The 10,246-nt window shown below is 65.1% G+C and carries 6 protein-coding genes and 1 pseudogene; all 7 read left to right on the top strand.

Going from position 1 to position 10,246, the window contains the following annotated elements:
• Positions 1–134, top strand: a pseudogene (locus tag DIE15_RS33300) (ABC transporter); the annotation flags it as partial.
• 135 nt (positions 135–269) lie between these two features.
• Complete coding sequence (locus tag DIE15_RS33295; protein ID WP_124835530.1) at positions 270–1,181, top strand: carbohydrate kinase; 912 nt, start codon at positions 270–272, stop codon at positions 1,179–1,181.
• Between the two features lie 23 nt (positions 1,182–1,204).
• Entirely contained in the window at positions 1,205–2,830 is a 1,626-nt protein-coding gene (locus DIE15_RS33290) for an alpha-glucosidase (RefSeq protein WP_124835527.1), read from the top strand.
• Positions 2,831–2,919: 89 nt separating this feature from the next.
• Complete coding sequence (gene glgB / locus DIE15_RS33285; protein WP_260428408.1) at positions 2,920–5,112, top strand: 1,4-alpha-glucan branching protein GlgB; 2,193 nt, start codon at positions 2,920–2,922, stop codon at positions 5,110–5,112.
• Positions 5,113–5,116: 4 nt separating this feature from the next.
• The gene (glgX, locus tag DIE15_RS33280; protein ID WP_260428407.1) at positions 5,117–7,177 is read left to right on the top strand and encodes a glycogen debranching protein GlgX; all 2,061 of its coding nucleotides are present in this window, start codon (positions 5,117–5,119) and stop codon (positions 7,175–7,177) included.
• 75 nt (positions 7,178–7,252) lie between these two features.
• Positions 7,253–8,884: an alpha-D-glucose phosphate-specific phosphoglucomutase gene (locus DIE15_RS33275; protein WP_124835526.1), complete on the top strand. Its 1,632-nt coding sequence runs from the start codon at positions 7,253–7,255 to the stop codon at positions 8,882–8,884.
• A gap of 63 nt (positions 8,885–8,947) precedes the next feature.
• The gene (glgC, locus tag DIE15_RS33270) at positions 8,948–10,219 is read left to right on the top strand and encodes a glucose-1-phosphate adenylyltransferase (RefSeq protein ID WP_057929741.1); all 1,272 of its coding nucleotides are present in this window, start codon (positions 8,948–8,950) and stop codon (positions 10,217–10,219) included.
• The last annotated feature ends 27 nt before the right edge of the window (positions 10,220–10,246 follow it).

Raw genomic sequence — 10,246 nt, 5'->3', positions numbered from 1 at the left:
CGCAGCAGGCCGTCAACGTCGGCTACGGAATCATGAACGGCCAGAAGCCGGCCAACCCGATGATCCTGATCGAGCCGGCACTGATCACGCGCGACAACGCAAAGAGCTACAAGGGCTGGACCTCGCCACGCTGAGCGAGAACACGAGCGCGTCGAGATCCGGTCCGATGCCCGCCCGTCCGCTGCCTGCACCACCCATTCGTGGGCGACGCAGGAAAGCGGTGCGCCGAGCCGCGCGGACCTGATCCGATGTACCCATACGGAATCGACATGACGAAAAACCTCCCCCGCCTCGTCGTCTTCGGCGAAGCGCTGACCGATTTCATCCTTGAAAGCGACGGACGGTGGCGCGCCGCCGCGGGCGGCTCCTGCTGGAACGTGTCCCGCGTTGCGGCTCGTCTGGGTGTGCCGACCGGCTTTGCCGGCACTGTCAGCCGCGACCTGTTCGGCGACACCCTCGCCTCGTCGAGCAGGGAGGCCGGGCTCGACATGCGCTTCATGCGCCAGGTCGAACGCCCGCCGCTCCTCGCCATGGTGACGTCGAAATCGCCGCCGGCGTACTTTTTCGTCGGCGACAACAGCGCCGATCTCGCGTTCGACGCCCAAACGCTGCCGGCAGGCTGGATGGAAGCGGCACAGATCGTCCACTTCGGGTCGCTCGGCCTCGTTCGGCAACCGCTCGCGGCGCATCTGCTGGAGGTTGCCGCCGCGGCCGATGCCGCAGGCAAATGCATTTCGTTCGACCCGAACTATCGCGACGAGATGGAGGGGCCAGCCTATCGGGCCACGCTGCGTGAGATGACGGGGCTCGCGCGCTACATCAAGGTGTCCGACGAGGACTTGCACGGGCTGTTTCCGGAGCTGGACGAAGCCGACGCGCTCGCGCAACTCCGTGCGTGGGCACCCGAGGCCACCATTCTCGTCACGCGTGGTACCGACGGCATGCAGTTGCTCGAGCCGGACGGCACCCTGTTTCAGCCTGCGTTCGCGACTGTCGTCGCCGATACCGTGGGGTGTGGCGACGCATCCATGGGCGGCTGGATGGCGAGCCTGCTGACACGACCGGATGCACCGGCGGTGGACCATCTGCGGTTCGCCGCCGCGTGCGCGTCGCTGACGTGCGCACGGCACGGCGCGTATGCGCCGACGCCCGACGAGGTCGACGCGAAACTTCGCGCTTGACGAAACTACAAGGAGAATCGCATATGTCCAATCAATGGTGGCGCGGCGGGGTCATCTATCAGGTGTATCCGCGTAGCTTTGCCGACAGCAACGGCGATGGCCTGGGCGATTTGCCGGGCCTGGTCGGCAAGCTCGACTATATCCACTCGCTCGGCGTGGATGCGATCTGGATTTCGCCGTTCTTCCGCTCGCCGATGAAGGATTTCGGCTATGACGTGTCGGACTACTGCGATGTCGATCCGATCTTCGGCACCCTCGACGATTTCGACCGTCTGATCGGGAAAGCGCATGCGCTCGGCCTGAAGGTCATGATCGACCAGGTGCTGAGCCACTCGTCGGATCAGCACCCGTGGTTCGTCGCGAGCCGCAGCAGCCGCGACAACCCACATGCCGACTGGTATGTGTGGGCCGATCCGCGCCCGGACGGCACACCGCCGAACAACTGGCAATCCGTGTTCGGCGGCTCGGCGTGGCAGTGGGAGCCGCGCCGCCGGCAGTACTACCTGCACAACTTTCTCGCGAGCCAGCCGGATCTCGATTTCCACTGTGCCGCGGTCCAGAACCAGATCCTCGACAACGTCCGCTTCTGGCTCGAACGTGGTGTCGACGGCTTTCGCTTCGACGCGTGCAACTTCCATTTCCACGACCGGCAACTGCGAGACAACCCGCCGGCGGCCGCGCAAGGCACGTTCATCGTGCCGCCGGAAAATCCCTATGGGATGCAGCAACATCGCTACGACAAGACGCAGCCGGAAAATCTCGCGTTCCTCAAGCGGCTGCGCAGCCTGCTGGACGAATACGGCGCCGCGAGCGTCGGTGAAGTCGGCGACGATGACGCGCTCACGACCATGGCGCACTACACGGCTGGCGGCGACAAGCTGCACATGGCCTACAGCTTCAACCTGCTGACGCCGGAATTCACCGCCACACACGTGCGGGACACGGTCGAGCGCATGGAGACCAAGCTCTCCAGTCACGGCGGCCTCGGCTGGGCCTGCTGGTCGGCCGGCAATCACGATGTGCCGCGTGTCATGACCCGCTGGGGCAACGGCGACGCGTCGCCTCAACTCGCCAGGATCGTGCTTGCGATGCTGACGACGCTGCGCGGCAGCGTCTGCGTCTACCAGGGCGAAGAGCTCGCACTGACGGAAGCCGACATCCCGTTCGAACGCCTGCAAGACCCTTACGGCATCACGTTCTGGCCGGAATACAAGGGGCGCGACGGCTGCCGCACGCCGATGCCGTGGCAGGCCGGCGCGCCGTTCGGGGGCTTCTCGCCGGTCGAGCCGTGGCTGCCGCTGCCGCCGGAACACCTGGCCGCCGCGGTGGACCGTCAGGACCGTGACGTGGCATCGGTCCTGACATTCTTTCGCGAATTCCTGGCGTGGCGAAAGCGGCATCCGGCACTGCGCGACGGCGATATCCGCTTCATCGCGACGCCGGAACCGCTTCTTGTGTTCGAGCGTACGCTCGGCGACGACCGCTACCTGCTTGCCTTCAATCTCGGCACGACGCGCCAAAGCTGGACGTTGCCGGACGGAACACGCGCCGAAACCGTCGCGGGGCACGGCCTGTCAGGTGCCGAACTGACCGGCAATTGCCTGGAACTGATGCCGCACGCCGGATGGATCGGCGCACGCGTGCCATGAGCCATGCATCCGGCCGGCGGCGGCCGCTCACCGCACTCAAAGACACCACCGTTGCCTGCGCAACGGAAAGCGCCCGGACGAAGGAAGTCATGCAGGAACACATGGGGGATGGAATGCTGGAAAGGGAAACTATCGCGAGGCTGATCGCAGGCGACCATGACGATCCGTTCGCGTTGCTCGGGATGCATCTGGTCGACGGTCGGGTGACCGTGCGCGCCTTCCTGCCGGACGCGGTCGCGGTCAGCGTTGTCGACCGCGCAAGCGATCGCAATCTGGCGAGACTCGAGCGTGTCGACGGCACGGCGCTGTTCGCCGGCGTGGTGCCGCGCCGGCGGCGGCCGTTCGCGTATCGGCTTCGCGTCGACTGGGGCCCGCACGAGCAGGATCTCGAGGACAGCTACCGCTTTCCGCCGCTGGTCGGCGAGCTGGACGCGTGGCTGCTGGCAGAAGGCACCCACCATCGGCCGTACGAAACGCTCGGCGCGCATCCGGTCGAAATCGACGACGTGGCCGGCGTGCGCTTCGCCGTCTGGGCGCCGAACGCGCGCCGCGTGTCGGTGGTCGGCAATTTCAACAACTGGGATGGCCGTCGCCACATGATGCGGCTACGCCGCGAATGCGGCGTATGGGAAATCTTCGTGCCGCATGTGGCCGTCGGCGACCTGTACAAATTCGAAATCAGGACCCGCGACGGCGAGATGCTGCTCAAGTCCGACCCGTTCGCGTTTCGCGCCGAGATGCGTCCCGGCACTGCATCGGTCATCCATGGCCTGCCGCCTGCCCGCCCGGGCGATCCCGCACGGGAGCGTGCCAATGCGCTGGCCGCGCCGATGAGCATCTACGAAGTCCATCTCGGCTCGTGGCGCCGTGTGCCTGAACAGCAGGATCGCTGGCTCGGCTATCGGGAGCTGGCCAATCAGTTGATTCCGTACGTGAAGGAGATGGGCTTCACCCACATCGAACTGATGCCGGTAAACGAGCATCCGTTCGACGGTTCGTGGGGCTATCAACCGACCGGCCTCTATGCGCCCACCGCGCGCTTCGGCACGCCCGACGATTTCCGGCATCTCGTCGACACGGCGCACGCACATGGCATTGGTGTGCTCCTGGACTGGGTACCGGGCCATTTTCCGACCGATTCGCACGGCCTCGCACGATTCGACGGCACGTGCCTGTATGAGCACGCGGATCCGCGCGAAGGCTATCACCATGACTGGCACACGCTGATCTACAACTACGGCCGCCGCGAAGTCGCGAACTATCTCATCGGCAACGCGCTGTTCTGGATCGAACGCTTCGGCGTGGACGGACTGCGGGTCGATGCGGTGGCATCGATGCTGTATCGCGACTACAGCCGTCCGCAAGATCAATGGATTCCCAACCATCTCGGCGGGCGGGAAAACCTCGAAGCAATCGAATTCCTGCGCAGGATGAACGGGATCGTGTGTGCCGAGCGCCCCGAGGCCGTGACGATGGCTGAGGAGTCGACCAGCTTTCCGAACGTTTCGCGCCCGCTCGAAATGGGTGGCCTCGGCTTCCATTACAAGTGGAACATGGGCTGGATGAACGACACGCTGCGATACGTGCGTGAGGATCCGGTGCATCGCAAGCACCACCACGACCAACTCACGTTCGGTCTGTTGTACGCGTTCAGCGAGAACTTCGTGCTGCCGCTGTCGCACGACGAGGTCGTGCACGGCAAGGGCTCGCTCCTGTCCAGGATGCCCGGCGACGAATGGCAGCGCTTCGCGAACCTGCGCGCGTACTACGGTTTCATGTGGGGTCATCCTGGCGCCAAGCTGCTGTTCATGGGCGGCGAGTTCGCGCAGTCGTCCGAGTGGAACGCGAACGCGAGCCTCGATTGGCATTTGCTCCAGTACCCGTTGCATCGCGGCGTGCAGCAATTCGTGCGCGACCTGAACGCGGTGCTGCGGCACGAGTCGGCGCTGCATGAGGTCGATTTCGACGCGCACGGATTCGAATGGATTGCCGCCGACGATCGCGACAACTCCGTGTTCTCGTTCGTCCGGAAAGCCGCCAACGGCGAATGCGTGCTGGTGATCTGCAACTTCACGCCCGTGCCGAGACATGCCTACCGAATCGGTGTGCCGCAGCCGGGACGCTATCGCGAGATCGTCAACAGCGACGCCACGTGCTACGGCGGAAGCGGCGTCGGTAACGGCGAGTGCCATACCGAAGCGATCGCGTCGCATGGACGGGACTGCTCGCTCAGCCTCGTCGTTCCGCCGCTCGCGACGATCATGCTGAAGCACCAAGGATGACGCCATGCAAGTCGCCGATATTCTGACTCCCGGCGTGCCCTACCCGCTTGGCGCGCACTGGGACGGCTGCGGAGTCAACTTCGCGCTGGTTGCCCCGCATGCCGAGGCGGTCGAGCTGTGCCTGTTCGATCCGGAAGGTTGCCGGGAGCACATGCGCATGGCGATGCCGGGTCGCACGCATGGTGTCTGGCACGGCTATCTCGAGACGGCCGAGCCCGGGCTCGTCTATGGCTATCGCGTCGCCGGGCCCCATGCGCCGGATGCCGGCCATCGTTTCAATCCGGACAAGGTGCTGCTCGATCCGTACGCACGCAGCGTCGTCGGTCGCTATCGCGGCGAGCCGGCCTTTCTCGGCGCTTGCGCCACCGACGCGAGCCTGGCCGATCCGCTCGACAATGGCGCCATCGCACTCAAGGCCCGGGTCGTGCACGAGCCCTACAGCTGGGGAAGCGACGCGCCGCCGCGCGTACCGCTCGCCGAAACGGTGCTGTACGAGATGCACGTCAAAGGGTTCACGCAACTGCACCCGGACGTACCCAAGCGCATGCGCGGCAGCTACGCCGGCGTCGCGAGCGCTGCCTCGCTCGACTACCTGCAGTCGCTCGGCATCACGACCGTCAGCCTGCTTCCCGTGCATCACCGAGCGGACGAGTCGCGGCTCCAGCATGCCGGGCTTTCCAACTATTGGGGTTATTCGAGCATCGCATTTTTTGCGCCGGAATCGCGTTACTGGTCCGGCCGTGCCGGCACCACGCCAATCAGCGAATTCCGCGACATGGTCAAGGCGCTCCATGCACGCGGCATCGAGGTCGTACTCGACGTCGTGTACAACCACACCGCCGAAACCGACGAGCACGGGCCGACGCTGAGCTTGCGCGGCATCGACAACGCGCTTTACTACCGGCTCCGGCCCGACAATCAGGCGCTTTACGAAAACTGGACCGGTTGCGGCAATAGCCTCGATCTGTCCGAGCCCCGCGTGCTTCAACTCGTCATGGATTCGCTGCGCTACTGGGTCACGGACATGCACGTCGACGGCTTCCGGTTCGACCTCGCACCGCTGCTGGGCCGCGGCGCGCGCGACTTCTCGACGCACGCCGCGCTGTTCGCCGCGATCCGGCAGGATCCCGTGCTCGCGCGCGTCAAGCTCATTGCCGAACCGTGGGATCTCGGGCCCGACGGCTATCAGCTCGGCCACTTTCCCGACGAATGGCTCGAATGGAACGACTGCTATCGTGATGCGATGCGCGATTTCTGGCTGCGCGGCAACACGTCGCTCGGCGAATTCGCGACGCGCTTCGCGGGCTCCAGCGACCTGTTTCGATATGGGACGCGGGTGCCGGGCGCGAGCGTGAACTTCATCACGGCGCACGACGGGTTCACGCTTCAGGATCTGGTCAGCTACGACCTCAAGCATAACGAAGCCAACGGCGAGGGCAACCGCGACGGCCATGCGCACAATTTCAGCTGGAATTGCGGCGTGGAAGGGCCGACCGACGACGCAACCGTCCGCACGCTGCGCGCGCGCCTGAAACGCGCGCTGCTGGCCACGCTGGTGTTTTCCCAAGGCACGCCGATGCTGCTCGCGGGCGACGAGATCGGTCACACGCAGCACGGCAACAACAATGGCTATTGCCAGGATAACGCGACCAGCTGGCTCGACTGGGCGCATGGAGACCACGCACTGGCCGAATACGTCGGCACGCTGCTCGCACTGCGAAAGCGCTTCGGTGCGTTGCGTCACCCGACTTGGTACGACGGCGCGCCACGGGCCGATGGCACACCGGATCTCGCATGGCTGAAGCCCGACGGCACCTCGATGGCCGCGCCCGACTGGGCCGACCGCACGCGCCGCAGCGTCGGGATCAGGCTGGCCGGCGCGGACGACGGCGACTCGTGCCTGCTGCTCGTCAATGCCGCGGCCGAGCCGGTCGAGTTCAGGTTGCCGCCCGGCGCCTGGCGCGCGCTGCTGAACAGCGCCGAGCCCGCGGCCCCGCCGCGCACGTTCGACGGGTGCGTCGCCGTGCCGGCGCACGCGGTTCTGCTAACCGCACCGGTGCACTGAAAGCGGACGGCAATTTCCCGATGCGACCTTCCGAAAGCGCTTCGGAGCCGCTTCAACCATAAAGGAGGAGAAAGAATGGCAATCCTGACGTTGACGACGCAGCCGTTTCCCGGCCAGCGTCCCGGCACATCGGGCCTGCGCAAGCGAGTAGCCGTATTCAGCCAGCCGGGCTATCTCGAGAATTTCGTGCAGTCGATCTTCGACTCGCTCGAAGGATGCAGCGGCCAGATCCTGATACTCGGCGGCGATGGTCGATTCCACAACCGCATCGCAATCCAGACCATCGTGAAGATGGCCGCTGCGCACGGCTTCCGCAAGGTGCTGGTCGGACGTGGCGGCCTGTTCTCCACTCCGGCGATCAGCGCCGCGATACGCAAGCATCGCGCGTACGGCGGCATTGTGCTGTCGGCGAGCCACAACCCTGGCGGCGCGGACGGCGATTTCGGCATCAAGTACAACATCGGCAACGGTGGCCCCGCCCCCGAGGGCGTGACCGACGCGATCTACGCGAGGACGACGGTGATCAGCACGTACCGGATCAGCGACGCGCCCGACATCGACCTCGATGTGCTCGGCGAATCGCAAATGGAAGACACGTCGGTGGAAGTCATCGACCCGGTCGCCGACCATGCCGAACTGATGCGCGACCTGTTCGATTTCGACGCGATCCGTGCACTGTTCGCACGCGGCTTCACGATGCGCTTCGATGCAATGAACGCAATCGCCGGCCCGTATGCGAAGGCGATTCTCGAGGATGGGCTCGGCGCCCCGGCCGGCACGGTGGTCTGTGGCGAACCGCGCGAGGATTTCGGCGGCCTTCATCCCGACCCCAACCCCGTGAACGCCGCGGACCTCATCGCTTGCATGAGCGGCGAAGCCGCACCCGATTTCGGCGCGGCCTCGGACGGCGATGCCGATCGCAACATGATCGTCGGGCGCGGGTTCCCGGTCACGCCGTCGGACAGCCTCGCCATCCTCGCCGCTCATGCGACGCTCGCTCCCGGCTATCGTCAGGGGCTCAAAGGCATCGCACGCTCGATGCCGACTTCGACGGCGGTCGACCGCGTCGCGGCCGAACTGGGCGTGCGCTGCTACGAAACGCCGACCGGCTGGAAATTCTTCGGCAACCTGCTCGACGCCGGCATGGCGACCTTATGCGGCGAAGAGAGCTACGGCACCGGCTCGGACCACATCCGCGAGAAGGACGGTGTGTGGGCCGTGCTGTTCTGGCTGAACATCCTGGCCGTCACGGGAAAGTCCGTCGAGACGCTGGTGCGCGAACACTGGGCGCGCTTCGGTCGCAATTTCTACTCGCGGCACGACTACGACGCGCTCGACAGCAAGGCGGCCGGCGATCTGATGGAGAACCTGCGCGGCAAGCTGCCCGGCTTGCCGGGCCGAAACCTCGGCAGCTATACGGTCTCGACGGCCGATGATTTTGCGTATACGGATCCTGTAGACGGCTCGGTTTCGCGCCGACAAGGCATCCGCCTCGTGTTCACCGACGGCTCGCGGGTGGTATTCCGTCTGTCCGGAACCGGAACCGACGGCGCCACCCTGCGAATCTACCTCGAGAAATTCGAGCCCGATTGCGCGAACCACGACGTTCCCACCCAGCAGGCGCTCGCCGGCCTGATCGAAATCGCCAATGGCGTCGCCGAAATCATGACGCGTACCGGAAGGAGCACACCGACAGTCGTAACCTGAACCCGTCGTCGTACAGCACATTCCGTCAATAACTATCCCGAGACAAGGATTAGGAGAGCTAAAATGAACGAGACCATCGACAGCACCATCAGCGCCCGGCAGTTAGGGAACCGTACCATCGCACTCGTGCTCGCTGGCGGGCGCGGCTCGCGCCTGCATCAGCTGACTGACCAGCGCGTGAAACCCGCCGTCTACTTCGGCGGGAAATTCCGCATCGTCGATTTCGTGCTGTCGAACTGCGTCAACTCCGGCCTTCGCCGCATCGCCGTCGTGACGCAGTACAAGTCGCATTCGCTGCTGCGCCACCTGCAGCGTGGCTGGAGCTTCCTGCGCGGCGAGATGAACGAATTCGTCGATCTGCTGCCGGCCCAGCAGCGCGTGGGGGAGGAGCACTGGTATCGCGGCACCGCGGACGCTGTCTTTCAGAATCTCGACATCATCCGCTCGTATGCACCCGAGTACGTGCTGGTACTCGCCGGCGACCACATCTACAAGATGGACTACTCGCAGATGCTGCTCGATCACGTCGAATCCGGCGCAGGCTGCACGGTCGGCTGCATCGAGGTTCCACGGGCGGAGGCGACTGCATTCGGTGTGATGGCAGTCAACACAACGCGCAAGATCGACGCGTTTGTGGAAAAGCCCGCCGATCCGCCCGCGATGCCCGGCAAGCCCGACGTGGCGCTCGCGAGCATGGGCATCTATGTGTTCGATGCACAGTATCTGTACCGGCTCCTCGAGGAAGACCTGGCGAATACCGAGTCGAGCCACGACTTCGGCAAGGACATCATTCCGCGTGTCGTCGCTGACGGCAGCGCGGTCGCCCATCCGCTCAATCTGTCGTGCATTCCTGCAGCCAGCCGCGAGGCGCCCTACTGGCGCGACGTCGGCACGGTGGATGCGTTCTGGGCCGCGAACCTCGATCTCGCGTCGACCACGCCGGAACTCAATATCTATGACAGCGACTGGCCGATCTGGACACACCAGGAACAGCTTCCGCCAGCGAAGTTCGTGCACGACCAGGATGGCCAGTCGGGCATGGCCTTCAACACGCTGGTGTCGGGCGGGTGCATCGTGTCCGGCTCCCACGTCTCCAACTCGGTGCTGTTTTCGAACGTCCGTGTCCATTCGTTCTGCACGATCGACCAGGCCGTCATCCTCCCCGGCGCCGATATCGGCGCGAACTGCCGGCTCAGCAAGGTCGTCATCGATCGCGGCTGCCAGATTCCCGAAGGCACCGTGATCGGCGAAGACGCCGAACTCGACGCCCGACGCTTTCACCGTACCGAAGGCGGCGTGGTGCTGGTGACGAAAAACATGCTGAAAAACCTGTGATGCGTCGTCGCGCAACCCAATGCGCCG

It is taken from the genome of Burkholderia sp. Bp9031, from assembly GCF_003857965.1.
In the GTDB taxonomy this organism is placed as follows: domain Bacteria; phylum Pseudomonadota; class Gammaproteobacteria; order Burkholderiales; family Burkholderiaceae; genus Burkholderia; species Burkholderia ambifaria_A.
Note: the sequence above shows the minus strand (reverse complement) of the source record. Positions and strands in the feature narration are given on the sequence as shown.